Below are 22,133 nucleotides of genomic sequence, written 5' to 3'. Positions count from 1 at the left end.
CTTTGCGGGCCAACAAAAAGCGCGCCGGCATAAGCCGGCGCGCTGTTTTCTGACTGAGAGCCGAGATTAGAAGTCGTAACGGGCTGCCAGCTGGAAGTCATCCTTGACGTTGAGCTTGCCGCTCTCCTGGCTGTCCAGGTTGTTGATGCGGTACTCGCCGATGACCCGCAGGTTCTTGTTGAACTTGTACTGGGCGCCCAGGGTGTAGTAGTCGATGGAGTCGTAATCGCTCTTGCCGTCCTGCTCCACCTTCTGCTTGTTCCACAGCGCCATCAGGCCGAAGCCGTTCTCGAAGTTGTAGCCCAGCGCGCCTTCCCAGCCGGTGTGATCCTTGCCGGTGGCCAGGAAGTCGGTGCCATCGGCATAGCTGAGGGCGGCATAGACGGCCTTGTTGTCGTACTTGGCGGAGAGCAGCCACAGCTTGGCATCCTCTTCCCCGTTCTTGTCGCGGATACCCACGTTGTAGGCGGTACCCAGCGCCAGGTTGAACGGGAAGGTGTAGGCCACGGCGGCGCCGTAGGCGGCATCGCTGTCCTTGCTGGTGGTCTCTTCGGTGTCACCGCCATCGAACTTGTAGCTGGTGTCGACCTGGAAGCCGTTGAACAGACCCGAGTATTTCAGCACTGAACCGGCGCGGTTGGTGGCGAAGGTATCTGTCTTGGCGCCGAGGGCTTCGTTGCCGTAGCCGTCGGAGAGGGAGACGTCAGTCCAGTCGGCCAGGAAGCCGGGGGCCCCCTTCTGGCGACCGAAGGTGATGTTGCCCCAGTCGGCGCCGACACCGGCGAACGCCAGACGGGTGCGCAGGTTGTCGGAGTTCTCGCTGATGGTCTTCTCGCTGTCGTTGATGTACATCTGCACTTCGTACTGGGCCAGCGCCTTCAGTTGGCTGTTGATCTGGCTATCAACCTTGGCGCCGAAGCGGACAAACTGGTTGGCGCCCTGCTTGTCGCTGTACTCCTGGGTGCCGTTCGGATGGGTGGTGTCGACCCCTTCCTTCTTGTCACCGAAGAACTGGCCGGCATAGATGCGGCCGTACAGATCCAGGGTGGTGGTGTCATTTTTGTAAACTTCAACGGCTTGTGCCTGGAAGGCCGCGGTGAGAGCCAGTGCCACTACAGTCAGCTTTTTCATCTTAATCCCTTGTGTTGCAAGCTTTTGTTTTAAAGACGGGGCCATGCTAGGCGAGGGGGATGACAGCGGGGTGACACTCAAGTGACGTGTCGGTGGCGATTTGATGTCAGTTTGGTGAAGGGCCGTGATTTGTGTGGCGATCCGCCACTTTTGCGCGCAAAGGTTTGCCCTTGTGATAGAATGCCGCCCGTTTTCGAGCTCCAAAGGTTGGATATGCGATGAGACGTGAACTGGCAATCGAGTTTTCCCGAGTGACGGAAGCGGCTGCACTGGCTGGCTACAAGTGGCTCGGACGTGGTGACAAGAATATCGCCGATGGGGCGGCCGTAGCGGCCATGCGCCATATCCTCAATCAGATCCAGATCGATGGTGAGATTGTGATCGGCGAAGGTGAAATTGACGAAGCCCCCATGCTCTACATAGGCGAGAAGGTGGGCACGGGTCTGGGCGACGCCGTGGATATCGCGGTCGACCCGATCGAAGGTACCCGCATGACCGCCATGGGCCAGGCCAACGCCTTGGCCGTGCTGGCAGTCGGCGACAAGGGTTCCTTCCTCAAGGCGCCCGACATGTACATGGAAAAACTGATCGTGGGTCCCAAGGCCAAGGGTGCCATCGACCTGGATCAGGCCCTCGAGCTGAACCTCAAGGCCGTGGCCAAGGCGCTGGGCAAGCCGCTATCCCGCCTGACCGTGATCACCCTGGCCAAGCCGCGTCACGACAAGGCTATCAAGGAGATGCAGGGGCTGGGCGTGCGGGTGTTTGCCATTCCCGATGGCGACGTGGCCGCCTCCATCCTCACCTGTCTGCCGGACAGCGAAGTCGACATGCTTTATGGCATCGGCGGCGCGCCGGAAGGGGTGATCTCGGCGGCGGTGATCCGCGCGCTGGATGGTGACATGCAGGCTCGCCTGATACCCCGTCACAAGGTCAAGGGCGACAGCCCGGAAGTGCGTGCCTTGGGCGAGCAGGAAATTGCCCGCTGCGAGGCGCTCGGCATAGACCTGAGCAAGGTGCTCAAGCTGGAAGACCTGGCCAAGAATGACAACGTCATCTTCTCGGCCACCGGCATCACCAAGGGTGATCTGCTGGATGGCATCACCAGCGATGGCGTCATGGCGACCACGGAAACCCTGCTGATCCGTGGCAAGTCACGCACCATTCGTCGCATCAAGTCGATCCACTTCCTGGATCGCAAAGACAGCGTGGTGCGCGACATCATTCTCTGATGAGAGTGGGTTGAACCTGCTGTTGCAACATAAAAAGCCCGACCGCTGCCGCCGTCGGGCTTTTTATTGTCTGCGGGCTGACACAGCCCCCTGACTGGCCACTATTTTACGGGCGCGGGGGATAAGGCTAAGGGGAATCGCGGCCCTTTGATAGACTGGTTCGCCACGCACAGGAAAGCGTTACATGGAATGTCGTCAAGGTTGTGGAGCCTGTTGCATTGCCCCCAGTATCAGCAGTGCCATTCCGGGCATGCCCGCCGGCAAACCGGCCGGGGTGCCCTGCGTCCAGCTCGATGTGCGGCTGGGCTGCAAGATCTTCGACCAACCGGATCGCCCTCTGGTGTGCAGCGGTTTTAGACCCATGCCGGATGTGTGCGGCTATCACAGGGAGGAGGCCATCTGGCTCATAGGTGAGCTGGAGCGGCTGACGGCATAAGCGGGTTGCGGCGTAACATCAGAGCAGAACAGATAAAAGAGAGGCCGCAATTGCGGCCTCTCTTGTTGGTGCTTCTGGCGCAGGGACCAGGATCAGACGTCGGCCAGTTGCAGGGCCTGCCGATAGTATTCGTTGGCCTTGTTGGTGAGGCGGCGCTTGTCCATGACCTGGCCGAGGGCGTGGTAGACGGCGGCACTCGGTGCCTTGGCCACCGCCTGCTCCAGCAGGCGCTGGGCCTCGTCCAGCTGGCCGGCCAGCAGATAGGTCTGGGCCAGTGCGGCGTCGACACCCGGCTGATCCTGGATCTTCTGCAACAGGGTCAGCATGGGCTGGTAGTTGTCGAGCTTGAGTCTGGGCAGGCGGGCCAGCAACTGGGGGGAAACCTGCTTGCGCAGCGCATCCAGCCAAAGCTCGGCGGCTTCGTTGTCGGCACCGAGCTGACGCAACCGATCCCCATAGCAGGCCAGCAGATCCGGATCCTGGCGCAGCTTGCGCGGCAGATCCTGCCAGACAGGACGCAGGGTATCGAGGGCGTCGCTGGCGGCTTTGAGCCGGCCACGCCAGGCCTGATGCAGCAGATCCTCTTCCTGTTTGGGGGTCAGCTTGCCCACCTTGTGCAGGGCGGGGATGAGGTCGATGAGGGCCGTCCAGTCCTCGCGCGCCAGGTGTACCTGACGCAGCTGATCCAGCACCATGGGGTGGCGCGGGTTGAGGGCATAGATGGATTCCAGCATGGCCAGCGCCGTATCGTACTGGCCCTGCTCTATCTGCAACTGGGTCTGGGTCAGGGTCAGCGCCAGCTCGGCCTTGGGGTTCTCCTCCTGCGCTTTTTGCAGGTATTGATCCCGGCGCACGTCATCGCCACGGGCCTGGGCGGCCTTGGCGGCGCTCAGGTAGTTGAGCAGCGGTGTGTCGCTGTTGCTGGCGCCCTTGAGCATCAGCTTCTCGGCCTGGCTGTAGTGACCTTCGGCCATGGCCAGGGTGGCGGCCACGGTCTGCTGGTTGGCCTTGCGGCGTCGACGCGAGCCGTACCAGCCCAGCGTTTTGCGACGCAGGCCGAACACCCGGCCCAGCACCCACTCGACGATGAGCAGGGCGCCATAGAAGAGCACGGCCAGGATCACGGCGCTGGTGACCGAGGACTCTACCGTGTAGTTACCCAGGGCGATCAGCACATACCCCTTGTTGCCGGAGGCTTGCGGGCCGAATATCAGCCCCGCCACCATCACGGCCACCAGAACAATCAGACGAATCATGGTGCCCTCCTCAGTTGCTGGCCAGAATGCGTTGCAGGCGCTCGGTCAGCACCTCTTCCAGCATGGCTTGGGTCTTGAAGCGATCCGGATAGTCGAACTGGATCTGCTCACCCTTGAGCTTGTCCAGTTCGGACTGCATGTAGTGGGTCGCGCTGTTGTCGGTATCGAAATACTGGGTCAGCCAGCGCTGTGCCTTCTCCAGGCTGTCGTCATACAGGGCCTGCTGCTCGCGGTAGACGGCGAGCTGGGCTTGCAGCAGCTTGGTCTTGAGGTTCTCGCGCAGGAAAATCTCCTGCTGCGGGGAGAGCAGGGCCTCCACGGCACCATCGCGGCGACGTATGGTGATGAAGTTCTCGGTGAACTTGACCCAGTTCTTCTTCAGGTTGCTTTCCCACTCGTCCGGGTTGGTGCTGACGGCCTGATCCGGTTCGATTTTCGCTTCCGGCATGCTGACGGTGGAGAGCGGCAGCAGCTCTATCTGATCGGAGAGGGCGGCCAGCTTCAGGGTCAGCCCCTCGCGATCGACTCTGGGCATCCCCTTGAGCTGGGCTATGTCTGCCGCCAGCGCCTTGCGGATGGGCATCAGGCTGGGGTCGTTGAGCGCCTTGATGCGCTCGTCGGCATTGCCGAGCAAGGTGATGGCGGAGATGAGGTCATGCTCCAGCCACAGCTTGCGGCCCGCCATGCGCACCAGATATTCGGATTCGGCCAGCATCCAGTCGTTGGGGCGCTTGTCGTTGAGATCCAGCACCCGGTTCTGCAGGCCCTTGAGCTCGTCTTGCAGCAGTTGCTGCTGCTTGCCGAAGGCTGCCAGCTGCTCACTCTCCTTGCTGTTGCTCTGATCCAGTTTGCTCATGGCCTCGGCCAGCTGCAGCTTGAGCTGATCCAGTTCCCCCTGCTGGGCCACCGCACTCTTGTGGCCGTGCAGGTAGAGACCGCCGGTCAGGCCGAGGGCCAGCAATATGGCCACGCCGCCCAGCAGGGCGCCGGAACGGCTCTTGCCGCCGTTGACCACGGCGGTCGGCTGGGGCTTGACCTGGGTTTCTTGTTGTTCAGTCATTCCATCTTCCTCAGTTCCAGAGCGGCCGTCAGGGCCTGGTTGGATGCACCTTGGGCAATCGTGATTCGGGTAAAGCCCGCCGCCTCGGCCATCTCGGCCACGCGGGGGCTGGGCACCACCAACAGGCGGTCATAAAGCCAGGGTTGCTGCTGGCTTGGCACCAGTTCCAGCAACCGCTGCAACAGTTCGCCACTGGTGATGAGCAGGCTGTCGAGCCCGGCCGCCTGCCAGTGGCGAGTCAATGCGTCCCCGTCGAGCTCGGGGTAGTGGCGCTCATAGGCCGCACAATAGTGCACCAGAGCACCGCGTGAGGCCAGCGTCCGGGCGATGAGATCCCGACCGCCATTGCCGCGCAGGATCAGCACCCGCTTGCCGCTCACCTGTTGCAGGGCGGGCAGGGCCAGCAGCCCTTCGCTGCGTGGATCGTCCGGGCAGCTCGCCGCTATGCCAACGTCGGCGAAGGCGTCCGCGCTGGCCTGACCGACTGCAAAGTAGTCAATATGTGGCCAGGTCTGACCAGTTTGCAACAGAAAATGGTGAGTAAAATGAACTGCATGCATGCTGACGGCTATGACTATGTCTGCCTGGGGCAGCAGTTCGGGCAGGCGAGAGAGTTTACTGCCCGCCACGGTTTCCAGCAGCGGGCAGCAGAGCGGTGCGTGGCCGTGCTGGCGCAACAGCTGCACCAGCTCGGCGGCCTGGGCGGCCGGGCGCACCACCAGCGGGACCATCAGGCAGCGCTCGGCGGTTGTGGCCATGATCCGGCCCGACCCGCACTCATGCCCGGTAGACCTCGGCCAGAATGACGTCGGCGCCCGCCGCCAGCAGGCGCTGGGCCAGGGTGTGGCCCAGCGCCTCGCCATCGGCCAGCGGACCGCGGATCTCGTCGCGGACCACCTGACGGCCATCCGGGCTGCCCACCAGGCCGCGCAACCAGACTTCCTCCCCCTGCACCAGGGCATAGGCACCGATGGGCACCTGACAGCCCCCTTGCAGGGCGCGGTTCATGGCGCGTTCGGTCAGCACCCGGATCCGGGTCTCTGCGTGTTCGAGCGGGGCCAGCAGGGCGTGCAGCTCCTCATCGTCGAGCCGGCACTCGATGCCGACTGCCCCCTGACCGTTGGCGGGCAGGCTATGTTCCGGTTCGATGAAGGCGGTGATGCGATGTGCCATCTCCAGCCGTTTCAGGCCGGCGGCGGCGAGTATGATGGCGTCATATTCACCGGCATCCAGCTTGGCGAGACGGGTATTGACGTTGCCGCGCAGGTCGCGGATCACCAGATCCGGGCGGGCGGCGCGCAGCTGGCATTGACGGCGCAGGCTGGAGGTGCCGACCACGGCACCTTGCGGCAGCGCCTCTATCTGGCTGAAACGGTTGGACACGAAGGCATCGCGCGGATCTTCGCGCTCGCAGATGGTGTGCAGACCCAGTCCCTCGGGGAACTCCACCGGCACATCCTTCATGGAGTGAACGGCGATGTCGGCGCGTCCCTCCAGCATGGCGGTCTCCAGCTCCTTGACGAACAACCCCTTGCCGCCCACCTTGGCGAGAGGGGTATCCAGGATCTTGTCACCCTGAGTGCTCATGGGTACCAGCTCGACCTGCAACTCTGGGTACAGGGCTTCCAGCCGGTCTTTGACGAAGTTGGCCTGCCACAGGGCCAATGGGCTCTTGCGAGTGGCAATTTTCAGGGTTCGGGCTGCCATATCAATCAGTTGTTTCATCTTTAGAAGGAAAACGATCTTACCACCCTTTGCAGGGGCTTTCATGGCGCAGCCAGCAAAAGCGGGGCCAAGCTCAAAAAGGGGGGCTGAAAATGATTTTCATTAAGTTGAATTAATTTATTAATTCATTGAATCTACTAATTTTTATTGCTTTCCATTGATACTGTTCAGCTGCCAGTCATAAATAATCCGGTGATTCAGTGCGGGCTTGTTTACCACCGCTGTTTGCATTGTTAACATGATCACACTTTTTTGACGTCTCCCCGTTTTGGTGCGTCATTTCTCACCTCGGTATAGGCAGGGCATTGCTGGTAAAACTCGATACGCTGGTGGCGCGCTACGACGAACTCAATCGTCTCAAGACGCAACGGGCGTTAGGTCTCATGAGTCGCTATGGGCAGCAGGTCTTCCAGCTGCTGCCCGTCATGCTGCACTTCAATCATCCCCTGTTGCCCGGTTATGTGGCAGGTGATGTGCCCCACGGCATCTGGAGTTTTACCGCCAACGAGGCCCAGCAGGCCTTCATCCAGGATCTGTGCCAGAACGCCAACTGCCAGAACGGCCTCACCACCCACGACAAGTCGATCCAGGGGCTCTACTCCATGGGCAGCACCTCGTCCATCGGCCAGTGCTGCCACTCGGATCTCGATATCTGGGTCTGCCACGTGGCCGGTTTGTCGCAGGAGCGGCTCGAGCTGCTGGATCTCAAGTGCCAGCAACTCTCCAAGTGGGCCGAGCAGCGCGGGGTGGATCTCAACTTCTTCCTGATCCCCGAGGACAAGTTCCGCCAGCGCAACGATGCCCAGATGCAGGGGGAGAGCTGCGGCAGCGCCCAGCACCTGCTGCTGCTCGACGAGTTCTACCGCAGCGCCATGCTGATCGCCGGCAAGCGCCTGCTCTGGTATCTGGTGCCTGCCGAGTATGACGATCGCTACGACGAGTACGTGAACGGCCTGTTTGCCCACGGCAAGCTGAGCCAGGACGACTGGCTCGATCTCGGCGGCTTCGACCGCATTCCCGCCGAGGAGTACTTCGGCTCCGCCTTGTGGCAGCTCTATAAGGGCATCGACTCCCCTTACAAAGCCGTGCTCAAGTCGGTGCTGATGGAGGCTTACTCCCACGAGTATCCCAACACCCGCCTGCTGTCTGTCACCAGCCGCGACTGGTTCCAGCACAACGAGGGCATGCACTACCGGCTCGACAACTACTGCCTGATGCTGGACAAGGTGACCAACTACCTCAAGTCCATCGGCGACATGCAACGGCTGGATCTGGTGCGGCGCTGCTTCTATCTGAAAGTGTGTGACGGCCTCAGCCATCCGAAGGAGGATCACTCCCCGGCCTGGCGCCGCGAGCAGATGACCCAGCTGGTGGCCTACTGGGGCTGGAGCCCGGAGCGGCTGCATCATCTGGATCACCGCCAGGAGTGGAAGGTCGAAGACGTCAAGGTGGCTCACGCCGAGCTGCTGGAAGCCCTGATGCAGAGCTATCGCAACCTCATTCAGTTCGCCCGGCGCAACAACATCAGCGAGTCCATCAACCCGGAAGACATCGGCATACTGTCGCGCAAGCTCTATGCCGCGTTCGAGAGCCTGCCGGGCAAGGTACAGCGCATCAACCTGACCATAGCGCCGGATCTGAGCGAACCGGATCTCAGCCTGGTGCAGGTGCCCCACGGCCGGCTGAATCGCGCCGGCTGGTATCTCTACAAACATTCGCTGGAGCCGGCGGACATCATAGGCCGGGCACCGCTCGAATATAACGGTTACATCAGCAAGCTGGTCTCCTGGGCCTACTTCAACGGCCTGCTGACGCCCCAGTCCCGGGTGCACCTGTTCAATCAGGGCTCGGATCTGCACATCGACAACCTGCACCAGTTCTGTCGTGACCTGTCCGGCACCTTCCCGGTCAAGTATCCCCGCGCCACCAACCTGGCCCTCAGCCGTCCGTGCGAGATCCGTCAGCTCTCCATCTTCCTCAACCTGGAGACGGATCCGACCAGCCACTGGGTGGGTCAGGTGATCGAATTTGACGCCAATGCCGCCGACGTCTTCTCGTTCGGCCGCAATCTGGAGTGTCTGGTGGGGTCGGTGGATCTGGTCTATCGCAACTCCTGGAGCGAGATCCGCACCCTGCACTTCCAGGGGGACGAAGCGGTAGTCGATGCCCTCACCACCATACTCGGCAAGATGCACCAGGATGCCGCCGCCCCCGAGATGATAGAGGTGTTCTGCTACAGCCAGCATTTCCGCTCCCTGGTGCGGACCCGTTTCCAGCAGCTGGTGGCCGAGTGCATCGAACTGCGCCTCGCCCGTGACAAGCAGCAGCTGGTCAAGACGCTCGCCCTCGGCAAGGAGAAGTACGGCATTTTCTTCGAGCGGCGCGGGGTGTCGGTCAAGAAGCTGGAAAACGCCATCGACTTCTACCGTCACATCTCCCACAACAAGCTGGATCACCTGCCGCTGCGGCTCGACAAGACCCACAGCCAGCACCTGCCCGGTATCGTCGACTCCTACGCCAGCGAAGGGCTGGTGCAGTTCTTCTTCGATACCCGGGATGCGGGGACCAACATCTATATCCTGGATGAGGCTAACCGGGTGGAGATCTACCAGCATTTCGCCGGCAACAAGGATGAGCTGGTGCAGGGGGTGAACCGTTTCTACACCTCCAGCCACGAGCGTTTCAGCGATGCGGGCCAGTTCAGCAACTTCAACCTGCCCCAGTACTACGAGATAGTACAGGTCAACGGCGAGCTGGAGGTGATCCCCTACCGCAGCCAGGGGCCGTTGCGTGATGGCGCAGGCCAGGCCCGTGAACTGGGTTCGGCGACGGGGTAGCACCAGGGGTCGGGCATGGGGTGGCTGACGAGGCCCTCTTGCTGACGCGGCTCCTCGAACCTGCCAAATAAAAACGGCCTGCAGATGCAGGCCGTTTGGCTATCCGGTGCTGGCTCAGTCCGCGAGGCAGGCCAGCAGCCAGCTGCGGATGTCGTCAAGCTGGGGGCGACAGATCTCGTGGCGCATGGGGTACTCGTGCCACTCGAGCGTCAGCCCTGCCGCTTCCAGCCGGTTCTTGGCGTCCCAGCCCATGGAGAGGCTCACCACGTCGTCATAGATGCCGTGCATGTAGCAGATGGGCAGGCTGCGGGCGGCCTCGCTCATCTCCGCCAGCAGGGCGTCGGGCGCCGCCAGATAGGTGGACATGCAGAGCAGCCCGGCCAGCCGTGCCGGATGGCGCAGGGCGGTGAAGGAGGCGATGACGCCACCCTGGGAAAAGCCGGCCAGCAGGATGCGCTCGGGAGCAAAGCCTTCGGCCACCAGCTTATCCAGCAGGGCGGCGATGCGATCGGCCGATTCACGCACATGGGACTCCACGGCGCGGTCCGCCGGGTCGTCGAAGCTCTTGATGTCGTACCAGCCGCGCATCTTGTAGCCCATGTTGATGGTGATGGCGCGCTCGGGGGCATCGGGCAGCAGATGGCGCACCGGCAGGTCGGCAGGCAAGTCCAGCGCATCCACCAGCGGTGCCAGACCCGCGCCGGAATCCCCCAGCCCGTGCAGCCAGATCACGGCGTGGCGGGCGTCCTGCGGATGTAGGTCGATCATGGGAATACCACAGCCTCACCCGCCTGGGTGGTGCAGGCCTTGGTCAGCAGGGCCTTGAGCTCATGGCCGAAGCGGTTGTCGATCCAGGTTTCCCCTTGCAGCTCGAAGTGGAAACCGTTCTCGCGGGTGGCGACCCAGATCTGGTGCAGGGGTTCCTGCTTGTTGATGATGACCTTGGTCTTGTTCTCGAACGACAGGGTCAAGACCCCGCCGGCGCGTTCACAATCAATATCCGGATATCCTGCGTCGACAGTGTCTTCCACATATTGGAAAAAGGCGTCGGTCAGGGCGTGATACTCGTGATCCTTCATCGGTTTATCCTGTTGCTTTTAACAATGTGAGTGCGATTATAGAGGGCCAAAAATTTTTTCGCAGCGAACCATTATGATTACCCAGCTTACCAAGTGTCTGCTTGCCACTCTTCTGTCTCTTGGTTTGGCCGCGTGTGGCCTGACGGGGCCGCTTTACATGCCGCCCCCCGAGCAGCCCCAGACCCAGAGTACACCGCAAGCACAGACGCCTGCGACCGCCGAAGCCGCCCCAGAGGCCGCGCCGCAATAATTCAGGAAGGAACCGCCCCTTGGATCACTTTAACTACGACGCCGACGGCCAGCTTCAGGCCGAACACACCTCGCTGCAATACCTTGCCGAGCAGTACGGCACTCCGCTGTACGTTTACTCCCGCGCTACCCTTGAACGCCACTGGCATGCCTTCGATCAGGCCGCAGGCGATATTCCCCATCTGATCTGCTATGCGGTCAAGGCCAACTCCAACCTGGCGCTGCTCAACCTGCTGGCCCGCCTGGGCTCGGGGTTTGACATAGTCTCCGGCGGCGAGCTGTCGCGGGTACTGGCGGCGGGCGGCGATCCGGCCAAGGTGGTCTTCTCCGGCGTGGCCAAGAGCGAAGCCGAGATGCGCCTGGCGCTGGATAAAGAGATCCTCTGTTTCAACCTGGAGTCGGAAGCCGAGCTGGAGCGTCTGAACCGGGTGGCGGGCAGCATGGGCAAGAAGGCCAGGGTTTCGGTGCGGGTCAACCCCGACATCGATGCCGGGACTCATCCCTACATATCCACCGGCCTCAAGCAGAACAAATTCGGCATTCCCATCGAGCAGGCGCCCGCCATCTATCGCAAGGCGGCGGCCATGACCAACATAGAGATCAAGGGGGTGGATTGCCATATCGGCTCCCAGCTCACCGAGTTGACGCCCTTCATGGAGGCGGCCGACAAGCTGCTGCGGCTGATCGACGAGCTGGCGGCGGAAGGCATCCACATTCACCACCTGGACGTGGGCGGTGGGCTCGGGGTCAACTATGGCGCCGAGCAGCCACCACACCCCACCGAATATGCCGAGGCGCTCAAGCAGAAGCTGGCGGGCCGGGATCTGACCCTGCTGTTCGAGCCGGGCCGTGCCATCGTCGCCAACGCCGGCGTGCTGCTGACCCGTGTCGAGTTCCTCAAGCCTGGCGAGACCCGCAACTTCGCGCTGATCGATGCCGGCATGAACGATCTGCTGCGCCCCTCCCTCTACGGCGCCTGGATGAACATCATAGAGGTGGACAGCCGCACGGCCCATGAGCCGGCGCTGTACGACGTGGTGGGCCCGGTGTGCGAGACGGGTGACTTCCTCGGCAAGGAGCGCACCCTGGCCATAGGCGAGGGTTCCCTGCTGGCGGTTCGCTCCGCCGGTGCCTATGGCTTTACCATGTCATCCAACTACAACACCCGTCCGCGCGCGGCCGAGGTGCTGGTGGATGGCACGCAATCCTTCCTCATCAGAGAGCGCGAGCAGTTGGCCGATCTCTGGCGCGGTGAGCATCTACTGCCCTGAAAACAGGAAGGCACCATGGCGATGGGATGGTCCAGACGCGTCTCTGTGTGCGTTGAACGCGCGAGCAGTTGACCGATCGCTGGTGTCGCGAGCATTTACTGCCTAAAGGGTACAGGAACGCACGATGTTGATAGATTTTTCCAAGATGCACGGGCTGGGCAATGACTTCATGGTGGTGGATGGCGTCACCCAGAAGGTGTTTTTCAGCAATGACGTCATCAAGAAGCTGGCGGATCGCCACTTCGGGATCGGCTTCGACCAGCTGCTGCTGGTGGAGCCGCCCTATGACCCTGAACTCGACTTTCACTACCGTATCTTCAATGCCGATGGCAGCGAGGTGGAGCAGTGCGGCAACGGTGCCCGCTGTTTCGCCCGTTTCGTGCGCCTCAAGGGGCTGATCAACCGGGATCGCATCGCGGTCAGCACGGCCCGCGGCCGCATTATCCTGCAGCTGGAAGGGGAGAATCAGGTCACGGTCAACATGGGCGTCCCCCAGTTTGAGCCGGGCAAGATCCCGTTTCGGGCCCAGAAGGCGGAAAAAACCTATCTGTTGCGGGCGCAAGAGCATACTGTGATGTGTGGTGTCGTCTCCATGGGCAACCCTCACTGCGTCATCGAAGTGCCGTCGGTGGCCGAGGCGCCGGTCGAGACACTGGGCGCCATCATGGAGCGGCACGAGCGTTTCCCCGAGCGGGTCAACGTCGGCTTCATGGAGATGGTCAACGCCACCGAGATCAAGCTGCGGGTGTTCGAGCGCGGGGTGGGCGAGACGCTTGCCTGCGGCACCGGCGCCTGTGCGGCGGCTGTGATCGGCATCAGTCAGGGCAAGCTCAAGGAGCGGGTCACCGTCAGTCTGCCGGGTGGCAAGCTGACCATCGCCTGGAAGGGACCGGGTCAGCCTGTCTATATGACGGGCCCGGCCGAGCATGTGTTCGACGGCCAGATAGAGTTGTAGGCATGGGGCGGAGATGACTCCGCTCTGCCAAGCGCTAATGTCGGGGCCTTGTGCCCCTTTTTCGGATGGACCAACCAAGTTATGAGCGAACTCAAACGGCAGGAATCACTGGTGGATGAAGCCACAGTGCTGGAGTACCTGGCCCGTTATCCCGAGTTTTTCCAGCGCCACGCGGCCATGCTGGATCGGATCCGCATTCCCCACGAGCGCAAAGGCTCGGTCTCGCTGGTCGAACGCCAGATGGACCGGCAGCGCGAGCGCATAGAGCAGTTGGAGCAGGAGATCACCGAGCTGATGGGGATCGCCAGCGAGAACGAGTGGATCTTCCGGGTCTACGCCGATCTCTACGGCGAGCTCTACGGCTGCCAGACCCTGTTCGAGGTGAGTGCCGTGATGGGCAAGGCCTTCGTGCAGCGACTGCGGCTGACTGGCCTGCGGCTCTGGCTCAGCCCAAAGAAATTCCAGTTGAGCGGCCCAGAGCTGCGCTTCATGGCGGAGGGCAAGCAGCTCGATCAGCTGCTGGGCCAGCGGCTGCCGGGGCAGGATTACTACTTCGGCCGGCTCAACCAGAGCGAGAAGCAGGCGCTGTTTGGCCACGATGTGCTGGTCAACTCCGTCGCCCTGATGCGGCTCGGCGATCTCGGCGTGCTGGCCTTCGCCAGCTCGGATCCCAGCCACTTCAGTCCCCATAACGACACCCTGCTGCTGGGTCAGCTGGGCCGCTTGCTGCAACTGCGCCTGCCCGAGCTGGTTCGTGGCTAAGGCACAGTCTCCAGCCGCCGAGCCTCTGCCGGCCAGCCTGGCCGATGAGTTGGCGGCCTTCATCGAATACCTGAGGGTCGAGCGCCAGCTCAGCCCTCATACCCGCAGCAACTACCGTTCTCACCTGGAGATCATGACAGCCGAGCTGGTCAGGCTTGGCCTGAGCGACTGGACCCGGCTCGAGGCGAGCCAGGTGCGCAGCCTGGTGACCCGGATGCACAAGGCCGGACTGGTGCCCAGCTCTCTTGCCACCAAGCTCTCAGCCCTGCGCAGTTTTTGCGACTGGCAGGTGCGCCAGGGGCGGCTCAGCGCCAACCCGGCCCGCGGCATAGCGACCCCCAAGCAGGGGCGACCCCTGCCCAAGAACCTGGATGTGGACGAGATGTACCAGCTGCTCAACATCACAGACGAGCAGGATCCGCTGGCGGTGCGGGATCGCGCCATCATGGAGCTGATGTACTCTTCCGGCCTGCGCCTAGCCGAGCTGGTGGGGCTCAATCTGACGGACATCAAGCTCGATGATCGCCAGCTCAAGGTGACCGGCAAGGGCGCGCGGGAGCGGGTATTGCCCATGGGGCGGATGGCGGTGGAGTGGTTGCAGAAGTGGCTCAAGGTGCGCCCCCTGCTGGCGGGGGACGAGGCCGAAGCCCTGTTCGTCTCGCAGCGCAAGCGGCGGCTGTCGGCCCGCTCGGTGCAGGAGCGGCTCGATGGCTGGGGCAACAAGCAGGCGCTCAATGCCCACATCCATCCCCACAAGCTGCGCCACAGCTTCGCTACCCACATGCTGGAGTCGTCCGGCGATCTGCGGGCGGTGCAGGAGCTGCTGGGGCACGCGGATCTCTCCACCACCCAGATCTATACCCACCTCGATTTCCAGCATCTGGCCAAGGTGTATGACAACGCCCATCCCAGGGCCAGGCGGGATCCTGCCACCCCGGAAGATGAATAACGGGGTCTGGTTACCCCGCCGTGAAGGAGCATGAATGCATTTTTATCGCCGCTGGCAGCCGGTGGCCGCCATCTCGTTCGACCTCGATGACACCCTCTACGACAACGGCCCCGCCATTGAACGGGCCGAGCAGTGGATGCTGGCCCATCTGCGCAGCGAATACCTGGCCACCGCCATGCTGGACAAGCCGCGCTGGCTGGAACTCAAGCGCGCCATGCTGCTTGCCCATCCCGAGTTGCGCCAGGATGTCAGCCTGGCGCGTCAGCGCACCATTCATGAGGCCATGGTGCAGGGCGGCATGATGGCCACCACCGCCAGCCGGGAGGCCGAACAGGTATTCGCCGCCTTTCTCGCCGAGCGATCCAGGATAACGGTGAGCGCCGCGACCCACGACTTGCTGGCGCGATTGGCCGGGCGCTACCCCTTGGTGGTCATCACCAACGGTAACCTGGATCTGGTACAGGCGGGGCTGGCGGATTATTTCACCCTGGTCTGCAAGGCGGGCGCGGGCGCCAGAATGAAACCGGCGCCGGACATGTTTGTACAGGCGCAGAGGGCCCTCAAGCTGGCTCCCGGCCAGATCCTGCATGTGGGGGACCACCCGGAGACGGATGTGCTGGGCGCCCGCCTGCACGGTTTTCGGGCCGCCTGGCTCAACGATCGCCAGCAGCCCTGGCAGGGGCTGCAACTGTTGCCGGATGTGGAGCTCAATGCCCTCGGCGAGCTGGCCGACTTGCTGCTCTGACGGCGATGGCTGGTCGCCCTTCACTGCGTTATTTGCGGCAGATCAGCCCGTGCAGATCGTAAGGGTCGCCCTGATTGACCCGGCAGTAGCTGATGCCGAGGGGCAGCGGCTGCTGCAGGGTGAGGGCGGTATCCTGATAGTGGCAGACCAGATAGAGGGGACGCAGGCTGCTGCCGAGCAGGCTCCAGTAGTGGATCTCGTTGCTGTCGCCATTGTCCGGTTTGAGCTGAACCAGCTCACCCGGCTCACCATCAAACAGCGCCAGGTTTGCCAGCCGGCGGCTCAGGGTCTGACTCGGTTTTCCTTCCGGATCCCGGCTCAGACCCTGCCAGCCCTCTGGTGTGGTCAACAGTTGCTGGCGGGTCTCGATTCCGGGTGGGCAGTCAAATTGCAGGGTGGCACTCAGGGCCAGGGCAGTCAGCAGCATGGAGTCGGTCTCTTGTCGAAAGCTCGGGCCTCCATGCTACGTCATAGGCCGCCAAACAGCGCCTTCAGTTTATCCAGCAGATCCCGCGGCGGCGTGACCTGTCTCAAGGATTCCGCCTCCCTTGCCAGCAGGGCCTGCTGCTCCTGCTGCCTGGCGCTCAGCACCCGGTAAAGCGGCTCGACCAGCGATTCGCGCTGCATGACCAGCTCCTGGAACATGGCCTGATTGATGCGATAGGTTTCGACGGTGCCGAGCGCCCGCACAGTGAACGGGCTGGGCTCGCCGGTGAGCAGGCTCAGCTCGCCGAAGAAGTCGCCGGCGCTGAGGGTGCCGAGCAGCAGTTCGCGCCCTTCCACCTCCACCAGCATCTCCGCATCCCCTTTCACCAGCACGAACAGCCAGCCCGAGATCTCGCCCTGGGTGAGCATGCGATCGCCGTTGACGAAGGGGGCGAACCTGACCTGATCCGCCAGTTGCAGCAGCTCCTCCTCCTGCAGCATGGCGAACAGCGGCAAGCGGCGCAGGGTGGCGGTGCGCTCGGCGGTATGCCGTTTGTGGCGCTGATCCTTGTGATCCTGATCCGTGGTCATGAAGACGTTGAAGATGGGGGGCGTGAGGCGGCGGTCGTTGCGGCGCAGGGCGGCATCGATCAGGGTGCGCACCGCAGAATCGGTGGGATCGTCCACCGCCAGATCGGTGAGCCAGTAGCGCACCGCGTAGCGGGCGACGCCGTTCTCCACGTTCATCAGCAGGCAGTCGGGCATCGGGCTGGCGGAGACGTGGCGGAGGCGTGTCTCCCGCAGGGAGTGTTCCACCAGCGCTATGATCTGGGTCGGCAGCGTGTCCAGGGTGATGTCGAACCAGACCCAGCGCCGCCACTGCAGGGGGGCGTTCTGCCGCCGTCCCAGTACCGTGAAGCGCTGTTTGAGCAGGTGGCTGTTGGGGATCACCACGGTTTCCCAGTTGCGGGTCTCTATGGTGGTGGCGCGCCAGTTGATCTCCACCACCCGGCCCTGGGTAGTCTCCACCTGCAGCCAGTCGCCGATGGCGATGGAGTTGTCGAGCTGGATGGAGACACCGGCCAGCAGATTGCCCAGGGTGTCCTGCATGGAGAAGGCGATGACGGCCGTGATGACGGCCGAGGTGGTGACTATCTCGCCGAGCGCCATGCCGGAGGCGTAGAGCCGGAACAGGCACCAGCCGATGTAGCCGACCGTGATGACGATGTCGGCTATGATGCGCGGGATGCGGATCTGGCACAGGGGCAGCAGAAACTGGAACAGCAGTATTCCCCAGACTTTCACCAGCACCAGGCCGGCCAGCAGGCTGGAGATCTCCACCAGCCAGTGGTGGGGCAGGGGCAGGCGAAACCAGCCGCCCTCGAACTGGATCAACAGTATGGTGACGGTGCTCAGCATGACGAAGCCAAGCTCGGCGACCAGCTCCCGCCGCCGGCCAGGGGAGCGCCAGAAATGGGTAGCGAGTAGAGACAGGGTCAGCAGGGTCCAGAACGGGTGCTCACCAATCCACAGCAGGGTAGGTAGCGCAATGAGGTGATCGCTAAACATAACAGCCCCTTATCATTGGTTATTTCCAGCATAGTTGCTTTCGAACCGCTAAATGGGTGCGGGGTGAGGGCAATTTATTTATGCTGGGCGCCAATGTGGCAGGGGAGTGGCGAGTGTGCGCAAGTTGAACAAGCTGGTCTGTATCGCGGGGGTCTGGTTGCTGGCGGGCTGCGATCAGCTGGCCGACAAGTATAGAGTCGAGTTTCGCGATGGCTCCTGGCGCGAGATCGCCATTACCCCCTTCTCCGACGAGGCCCGCTGGCGCGAGGGCTGCGCCACCGGTGAGGTGCTGAGCGACATGACGCTGCCGCTCAAGCGGGGCAAGGTGGTCAATGGCCGCGAGCAGCTGCTGATCGGCGGTGAGCTGTTCGAGTTGGATGACGATGCCCTCTATCGCAGCAACGGCATGGTGTTCGGCCACACGCCGGATCACATCCAGCGCGGGCTCAAGGGGATGGAGATATGCCGCACCCTGCGCCCCGAGCGGGGTGGTTTGCCCAAGCTCAAGGCGCGAGGGTTTGGCGACTAGTCAGCCCTTGCTGGCACGGGCCCGGCAGGCGTCGCCGAAGGCCCCGAAAATCTTGATGGAGTGGGGATTCTCGCTTGCCTTCCACTCCGGGTGCCACTGCACCGCCAGCAGGAAGGAGGCGAGGGTAGGGGCATGGAGCGCCTCGATCAGTCCATCCTCGGCGTGGGCCAGCGGTTCAAGCCCCTTGGCCAGCGTCTTGATCCCCTGCCCATGCAGCGAATTGACCGGGATCGACGGCTGCCCCATCAGCTCGGCAAACCAGCTGCCGGGCACCAGCTCGACCTGATGACTCTCGCCATACTGCTCGTCGACCGGATCGTCCGAATCTTCCCTGTGATCGTCATAACCCGGCTCGTTGTAGACCTTCTGATGAATGTCGCCGCCAAGGGCCACGTTGATCTCCTGCATGCCGCGGCAGATCCCGAGGATCGGCAGGCCGCGATCGAGGGCGGCGCGCACCAGCGGGATGTCGAACAGATCCCTGTCTCTGTCCTGCTGCTTCTCCGGGGTCAGATTCTCCTGGCCGTAGAGGGCGGGATCTATGTTGGATCCGGCGCCGCTCAGATAGACGCCATCCGCCAAATCCAGATACTGCGCCAGATCCTCTGTGCCGCAGCAGGTCGGCACCAGCAGCGGCACGCAGTCGCTGATCTCCACCAGCGGCATTATGTATTTGTGGGTCATCACCTGATAGGGGTGACCATTGCGGGGCTGGGCGCCCATGGTCATGAGTACGACGGGTTTACGCGGGGTGTGGGGGTTGCGAGCTGTCATGATTCACCTTGCTATCCTTTGCGGTCCTGCGCCTTGGGAAGGCCCTTGCTGCCGCTGAAAGGGCAAGGGCATGCCTCAAGGCATGGTCATGGGATCAGGGTCGTGCCGCAGTACCAGAATCGTCGGTCAGCCTGGGCAATGACAGCCTGGATCCTGATCCCAGTCTGCCAAGGCCGTTCAATATGTCAAACGAAATGATGCTGAGATGTTAACTGTTTTAAGCGAGGAGCTGCCTTGAGTCCCTTTTGAAGGGGCCTGCGGGGGTGTTGGTGAGATGAGGGATATGGTCTGTGGTGGATATATTAAACATCTGGCCGGGGTAACCGGATAGCAGAAGGGGCCCGCAGGCCCCTTTGTCGACTCAGGCGTTCAGCACGAATCGTTCGATGATCTGGGCGACCCCGTCTTCATCGTTGCGCGCCGTGGTGTGCTGGGCCAGCGCCTTGATCTCGTCGGTGGCATTGCCCATGGCGACTCCCAGCCCGGCGTATTCGATCATGTGGTGATCGTTGCCCGCATCCCCCACGGCGATCACCTGGGCGGCGTCCAGCCCCAGATGCTCGGCCAGGGCGGCGACGCCGGTCCCCTTGTTGCTCTGCTTGTGCATGAACTCGAGGAAGTAGGGGGCGCTGCGCACCACTGTGTAGCGCTCATAAAGCTCGGCGGGCAGGCGTTCGATGGCGCGGGAGAGCTGGGGCTGCTCGTCGATCATCATCACCTTCATGATCTGCTCGTCGGCGGGCAGGGTGGCGAAATCGATCAGATTGATGGGCATGCCGATGAGGCGGGATTCGTGCTCGGTATAGGTACTGACCCTGGGGCTGATGAGGCCACGGGTGACAGAGAAGCCGTGTACGTTCACTTCCAGCTCGTTTGCCAGCCTGGCGATGGCGCTGGCGTCGCTGCCGGTCAGCAGCTGGCTGCGGATGATGCGCTGATCGGCCACCTGTTGCACCAGGGCGCCGTTGTAGCAGATGACGTAGTCATCCTGACCGGTGAGGCCGAGCTCGACCAGGTAGCGGCTCATCCCCTCCAGCGGGCGGCCCGAGGCCAGCACCACAGTCACGCCCCTGGCGCGGGCGGCCTGAATGGCGGCGTGGGTGCGGGGTGAAATCTGGCCCTGGGAGTTCAACAGGGTGCCATCCATATCCAATGCGATCAGCTTGTACATCTCTCACTACCTGAAGTCTGGCTGGCCCGCCCTATGGGGCCAATGGGAGGCCGAGTGTAGCGAAATTCGCCGCCAGGATCACGGGTTGGCGGCGAGAGGCTGCGCCAGCAGGGGGGAGCTTGCCGGGGAGTAGCGAGCCGCAGGGCCCGCAGGCCGTCACTTGTGGGGTTCGTAAGGGGTCAGCTGCAACTGATCTTCGTGGATGGCGAAGTGGATGGGGCCGTGCTCTATGTCGACCCTGTAGTGGTGGTGGGCCATCTCTACCTCGACCCCGGGGAAGACGCGCTGGGTGGCTATGATGTCCATCTCCGTCATCAGTTTTTGCAGCTCTTCCTGCGCCGCCTCCAGCTGTTCATCCAGCAGCTTGCTCTCGTCGATATGCTGGGTGCGGATCAATTTTATCTTCTGCACTGTCTGGGGATTGCGCTTGTCCCCCGGCAGCTGCAACAGCTTGAGCAGCAGATCCTGCAGCTTGTCCAGCTGATCCCGGCACTCCTGCTTGCGCTGGCGCAGGGCCTGCTCCTGCTCCTTGTGGGTGAAGTAGCCGCCGAGGATCTGCAACCGGGTCTGGTTGTAGGCCGAAGCCCCCAGTATGGGAGCCATGATGAGGCGATTGGCGATGCTGATACCCCCCAGCAGGTGGCCCTTGCGCATGCCGCTGTCGCCCACCTTGATGTCTTGCCCGCTGCGGCTGTAACAGTGGCTGAGCTGGCTCTGGATCTGGATGTCGCCGCCGGCCTCCAGCTTGGCGTACTGGGCATAGCTGGCGTGGATCTCGCCCTGGGCATTGAGGTGGCAGAGGTACTCGTCACTCTGCTCGCTCTTGCGGCCTATGATGCCGCTGCGCACCGTAATGGTGCCGCTCGATTCTATATAGCCCCCCTCGACGAAGCCGCCGATCACCACGTCGCCGCTGGTCTTTATCTTCATGCCGGGGGTGACATCCCCCGCCACTATCAGGGCCCCCTCGAAGATGACGTGGCCGTGGCGGATGTCGACCTGCTTGACGCTCAGCACGTCGTCCACCTTCATGCCGTTTTTCTCCTGGCGGGGCAGACCGGGGCGGCCGGCCAGCAGCAGATCCACATCGTCCGGCGAGGCGAAGGTGCCCTCGCCGGCGACCATGGGGCTGTCCTTGCCGTGTTTGGCGGGCAGCTCCTGGCCGGTGACGGTAAAGCCGGGCACGCCCTGGGTGGCGGGGTGGCGGCGCATCAGCTGGGCGCCCGCCTTGACGGTGAGCAGGGTGCCGAGGTCGCGCATGTCGACCCGGCCATGATCCAGCTCCTGGGGCTTGAGGATCCGCTCGGCCGGGGTTTCCACCAGCCGCTCGAAGCGGGTGTCCTGGCCGTTGACGGCGGCCTTGCCCAGCGCCACCGGCAGCTTGATCAGGGCCCCCGGCGTCGCCTCCTTGGCGGCCAGAATGGCGGCGGCTATGAGGGGCGCCTGTACTCCCTGGCTGATCTCGCTGGCCTGCACCGCCTGCTCCAGCTGTTCAGTGGTGAGATACTTGCCACCCCAGTCGGCGGTGATCTGGGCGACGGCGCTCATCCGGTCTTTCTCCACCACCAGGGTGACGCGGGCATCGTGGCGCTGGGCGACGGGGACCGGATTGCCGGGCAGGGGGGCGGCCGGGTTGCTCAACAGGGTATTGAGCAAACTGATGGCCTGCTTGATCCCCTCCGTCAGCGGCTGGTAGCGGCGACAGTTGGAAGCCAGCAGCAGCGTCTGGATATCGCTCTCCGAGACGGGTTTGGTCAGCCCGGGCACTATGCGCAGGCAGGCGTACTCCATATCGGTTGATAACAGTAACCACTCTTTGCTTAACACCCGGTTCCCTTCCCTCGTCTGCATCCATATCGAGATCGCTTCTTACTTCCATTTAATCGGCTTTTTGTTAAAAACGCGAGTCATCAAGATGGTTCCGGTCTGCAGTATTCGGGTATTTCTCCTTTTTGGTCAACGAACTAAGCACAAATGGGT

22 protein-coding genes are annotated in these 22,133 nt (G+C 62.7%); 10 read left to right on the top strand and 12 right to left on the bottom strand.

What is annotated here, in order from left to right; translation table 11 throughout:
- Nucleotides 1–66: 66 nt before the first annotated feature.
- Nucleotides 67–1,131 carry a porin gene (locus tag CK910_RS02720; protein WP_043134966.1) on the bottom strand — a complete coding sequence of 355 codons (1,065 nt, stop codon included), beginning with the start codon at nt 1,129–1,131 and terminating at the stop codon, nt 67–69.
- 218 nt (nt 1,132–1,349) lie between these two features.
- Between CK910_RS02720 and glpX the strand changes: the two genes are divergently transcribed.
- Nucleotides 1,350–2,360 carry a class II fructose-bisphosphatase gene (glpX, locus tag CK910_RS02715; protein ID WP_043134967.1) on the top strand — a complete coding sequence of 337 codons (1,011 nt, stop codon included), beginning with the start codon at nt 1,350–1,352 and terminating at the stop codon, nt 2,358–2,360.
- 184 nt (nt 2,361–2,544) lie between these two features.
- Nucleotides 2,545–2,796 carry a YkgJ family cysteine cluster protein gene (locus CK910_RS02710; RefSeq protein WP_043556964.1) on the top strand — a complete coding sequence of 84 codons (252 nt, stop codon included), beginning with the start codon at nt 2,545–2,547 and terminating at the stop codon, nt 2,794–2,796.
- Between the two features lie 92 nt (nt 2,797–2,888).
- Here CK910_RS02710 and CK910_RS02705 read toward each other — a convergent pair whose 3' ends face one another.
- The 4 genes from CK910_RS02705 to hemC are packed head-to-tail and all read right to left on the bottom strand — an operon-like array spanning nt 2,889 to nt 6,819.
- Nucleotides 2,889–4,052 (bottom strand): heme biosynthesis HemY N-terminal domain-containing protein, encoded by a 1,164-nt coding sequence (locus CK910_RS02705; RefSeq protein ID WP_098980925.1) that lies wholly within the window; start codon nt 4,050–4,052, stop codon nt 2,889–2,891.
- A gap of 10 nt (nt 4,053–4,062) precedes the next feature.
- The gene (locus CK910_RS02700; protein ID WP_098980924.1) at nt 4,063–5,112 is read right to left on the bottom strand and encodes a uroporphyrinogen-III C-methyltransferase; all 1,050 of its coding nucleotides are present in this window, start codon (nt 5,110–5,112) and stop codon (nt 4,063–4,065) included.
- Nucleotides 5,109–5,843, bottom strand: a complete 735-nt coding sequence (locus CK910_RS02695) for a uroporphyrinogen-III synthase (RefSeq protein WP_098984967.1) — start codon at nt 5,841–5,843, stop codon at nt 5,109–5,111. Before CK910_RS02695 ends, CK910_RS02700 begins: the two co-directional genes overlap by 4 nt.
- 46 nt (nt 5,844–5,889) lie before the next feature.
- Nucleotides 5,890–6,819 carry a hydroxymethylbilane synthase gene (hemC, locus tag CK910_RS02690; RefSeq protein WP_157774588.1) on the bottom strand — a complete coding sequence of 310 codons (930 nt, stop codon included), beginning with the start codon at nt 6,817–6,819 and terminating at the stop codon, nt 5,890–5,892.
- A gap of 323 nt (nt 6,820–7,142) precedes the next feature.
- On the opposite strand from hemC, the gene CK910_RS02685 reads away from it, so the two are divergent.
- Nucleotides 7,143–9,674, top strand: coding sequence for a class I adenylate cyclase (locus CK910_RS02685; protein WP_043134973.1), 2,532 nt, complete (start codon nt 7,143–7,145; stop codon nt 9,672–9,674).
- A gap of 114 nt (nt 9,675–9,788) precedes the next feature.
- Here the strand turns inward: CK910_RS02685 and CK910_RS02680 are convergent, their stop codons facing one another.
- Nucleotides 9,789–10,442, bottom strand: a complete 654-nt coding sequence (locus CK910_RS02680; protein WP_098980922.1) for an alpha/beta hydrolase — start codon at nt 10,440–10,442, stop codon at nt 9,789–9,791.
- Nucleotides 10,439–10,753: an iron donor protein CyaY gene (cyaY, locus tag CK910_RS02675; RefSeq protein WP_042868743.1), complete on the bottom strand. Its 315-nt coding sequence runs from the start codon at nt 10,751–10,753 to the stop codon at nt 10,439–10,441. Before cyaY ends, CK910_RS02680 begins: the two co-directional genes overlap by 4 nt.
- Nucleotides 10,754–10,826: 73 nt before the next feature.
- On the opposite strand from cyaY, the gene lptM reads away from it, so the two are divergent.
- From lptM to CK910_RS02650, 6 genes are all read left to right on the top strand, one after another.
- Nucleotides 10,827–11,003 carry an LPS translocon maturation chaperone LptM gene (gene lptM / locus CK910_RS23595; RefSeq protein WP_017408874.1) on the top strand — a complete coding sequence of 59 codons (177 nt, stop codon included), beginning with the start codon at nt 10,827–10,829 and terminating at the stop codon, nt 11,001–11,003.
- 19 nt (nt 11,004–11,022) lie between these two features.
- The gene (gene lysA, locus CK910_RS02670; RefSeq protein WP_098980921.1) at nt 11,023–12,273 is read left to right on the top strand and encodes a diaminopimelate decarboxylase; all 1,251 of its coding nucleotides are present in this window, start codon (nt 11,023–11,025) and stop codon (nt 12,271–12,273) included.
- Between the two features lie 124 nt (nt 12,274–12,397).
- Nucleotides 12,398–13,228: a diaminopimelate epimerase gene (gene dapF, locus CK910_RS02665; RefSeq protein ID WP_042868747.1), complete on the top strand. Its 831-nt coding sequence runs from the start codon at nt 12,398–12,400 to the stop codon at nt 13,226–13,228.
- An 81-nt stretch (nt 13,229–13,309) separates the two neighbouring features.
- Nucleotides 13,310–13,990, top strand: coding sequence for a DUF484 family protein (locus tag CK910_RS02660; protein WP_172955216.1), 681 nt, complete (start codon nt 13,310–13,312; stop codon nt 13,988–13,990).
- Nucleotides 13,983–14,939 (top strand): tyrosine recombinase XerC, encoded by a 957-nt coding sequence (gene xerC / locus CK910_RS02655; protein WP_098980920.1) that lies wholly within the window; start codon nt 13,983–13,985, stop codon nt 14,937–14,939. The genes CK910_RS02660 and xerC overlap by 8 nt, the downstream gene beginning before the upstream one ends.
- 34 nt (nt 14,940–14,973) lie before the next feature.
- Entirely contained in the window at nt 14,974–15,684 is a 711-nt protein-coding gene (locus CK910_RS02650; protein ID WP_098980919.1) for an HAD-IA family hydrolase, read from the top strand.
- A 28-nt stretch (nt 15,685–15,712) separates the two neighbouring features.
- On the opposite strand, the gene CK910_RS02645 is transcribed toward CK910_RS02650, so the two are convergent.
- Nucleotides 15,713–16,111, bottom strand: coding sequence for an STY0301 family protein (locus tag CK910_RS02645; protein WP_098980918.1), 399 nt, complete (start codon nt 16,109–16,111; stop codon nt 15,713–15,715).
- Between the two features lie 41 nt (nt 16,112–16,152).
- Complete coding sequence (locus CK910_RS02640; protein WP_098980917.1) at nt 16,153–17,679, bottom strand: mechanosensitive ion channel family protein; 1,527 nt, start codon at nt 17,677–17,679, stop codon at nt 16,153–16,155.
- 115 nt (nt 17,680–17,794) lie between these two features.
- Between CK910_RS02640 and CK910_RS02635 the strand changes: the two genes are divergently transcribed.
- Nucleotides 17,795–18,208: a hypothetical protein gene (locus CK910_RS02635; protein ID WP_098980916.1), complete on the top strand. Its 414-nt coding sequence runs from the start codon at nt 17,795–17,797 to the stop codon at nt 18,206–18,208.
- Here the strand turns inward: CK910_RS02635 and CK910_RS02630 are convergent, their stop codons facing one another.
- The 3 genes from CK910_RS02630 to CK910_RS02620 all read right to left on the bottom strand — a co-directional run bounded on the left by CK910_RS02630 (nt 18,209) and on the right by CK910_RS02620 (nt 21,980).
- The gene (locus tag CK910_RS02630; protein WP_098980915.1) at nt 18,209–18,982 is read right to left on the bottom strand and encodes a gamma-glutamyl-gamma-aminobutyrate hydrolase family protein; all 774 of its coding nucleotides are present in this window, start codon (nt 18,980–18,982) and stop codon (nt 18,209–18,211) included.
- A 361-nt stretch (nt 18,983–19,343) separates the two neighbouring features.
- Nucleotides 19,344–20,153: a sugar-phosphatase gene (gene yidA, locus CK910_RS02625; protein ID WP_098980914.1), complete on the bottom strand. Its 810-nt coding sequence runs from the start codon at nt 20,151–20,153 to the stop codon at nt 19,344–19,346.
- A gap of 156 nt (nt 20,154–20,309) precedes the next feature.
- Entirely contained in the window at nt 20,310–21,980 is a 1,671-nt protein-coding gene (locus tag CK910_RS02620; protein WP_353852268.1) for a DUF342 domain-containing protein, read from the bottom strand.
- Nucleotides 21,981–22,133: the final 153 nt, after the last annotated feature.

The sequence above is a fragment of the Aeromonas sp. CA23 genome, from assembly GCF_002587065.1.
GTDB lineage: Bacteria > Pseudomonadota > Gammaproteobacteria > Enterobacterales > Aeromonadaceae > Aeromonas > Aeromonas bestiarum.
Note: the sequence above shows the minus strand (reverse complement) of the source record. Positions and strands in the feature narration are given on the sequence as shown.